This window comes from Azohydromonas aeria, assembly GCF_009760915.1.
Lineage (GTDB): Bacteria > Pseudomonadota > Gammaproteobacteria > Burkholderiales > Burkholderiaceae_C > Azohydromonas > Azohydromonas aeria.
In genome coordinates this window covers 1-1,287 of record NZ_VIDQ01000199.1, presented here as the reverse complement: position 1 = coordinate 1,287, position 1,287 = coordinate 1, and the positions used below count along the sequence as shown (strand labels likewise).

The following is a 1,287-nucleotide window of genomic DNA, read 5'->3' as shown; positions in this document are numbered from 1 at the left end:
TGAGCTGCCCCCTGAATTTCGTCTTCCAAGGGCCGATGGGTACCATCGAGACTTGAGGGAAGAGAAGTGAAGCGGATTCCGAAACAAGAGTACACGGCCGAATTCAAGGAACAGGCCGTCAAGCGTGCTCAGGAGGTGGGCGTAGGGGTGGCGGCGCGGGAGCTGGGGCTGGTGGCGCAGACGCTGCGCAACTGGGTCAAGGCCGCTGGAGCAGGCCAGCTCAGCGGGGCCGGCGCCAAGCCGGTGACGGCCGAGCAGATGGAGATCTCGCGGCTGCGCGCGGAGAACGCGCGGCTGAAGATGCACGTTGATCTATTAAAAAAAGCGACGGCGTACTTTGCGAAAGATGCGCTGTGAAGTACGCCTGGATCGACGCACAGCGCGCCGACTACCCGCTGCCCGACCTATGCGAAGCACTGAGCGTGAGTGTCAGTGGCTATCGGGCCTGGCGCCGCGGCGGCAGCCCCGACACGAAGCGGCTGAGCACGGCACAGGCCGTGGCCTTGATCAAGGCCATCCACGCCGAATTCAAGGGCGCCTATGGATCTCGCCGCATGCACCGTGAACTGCAGGGCCGGGGACATCGTATCGGCCTGGAACGCGTGGAGCGGCTCATGCGCGAGCACGGCATCCGCGCACGCCACAAGAGGCGCTACAAGGCCACCACGGACTCCAGCCACGCGCTGCCGGTGGCTGAGAACCTGTTGGCGCGCAACTTCACGCCCGAGGCGCCCAACCGTGTGTGGACCGGTGACATCACCTACATCGCCACGGATGAGGGCTGGCTGTACCTGGCGGTGGTGCTGGACCTCTTCAACCGCGAGGTGGTGGGCTGGTCGCTAAAGCCACGCATGACAGCCGACATCGTCACCGATGCGCTAACCATGGCGTGGTTCCGGAGCAAGCCCACGCCCGGTGTCATGTTCCATAGCGACCGCGGCAGCCAGTACGCCAGTCATGCAATGCGCTGCAAGCTCAACGAATTCGGCATGACCGCATCGATGAGCCGCAAGGGAAATTGTTGGGACAATGCCCCGACCGAAAGCTTCTTCAACAGCCTGAAAAACGAGCGGGTACACGGCGCCCGGTACGCCACGCGCCAGCAGGCCAGTGCCGACGTGTTCCAGTACATCGAAGGCTTCTACAACCGCAGGCGCCGCCACTCCACGTTGGGCTACTGCTCACCGCAGGAGTTCCTGCAAAGCTGGATCAGCAAGCAGCAAGCTCAGCAGCCGAAGGCGGCATAAGAGCGGCCAGTTGGAAGGCGAAAAACGAGGGGCACCTCAG

1 protein-coding gene is annotated in these 1,287 nt (G+C 63.5%); it reads left to right on the top strand.

Going from position 1 to position 1,287, the window contains the following annotated elements; all coding sequences use genetic code 11:
* The first annotated feature begins 66 nt into the window (after nucleotides 1-66).
* Nucleotides 67-1,247 (top strand): IS3 family transposase gene (locus FJ694_RS36490; RefSeq protein ID WP_375140304.1). Its coding sequence is split into 2 segments (ribosomal slippage): nucleotides 67-313 and nucleotides 313-1,247, totalling 1,182 coding nucleotides; the frame shifts between segments, so codons are not numbered across the junction.
* Nucleotides 1,248-1,287: the final 40 nt, after the last annotated feature.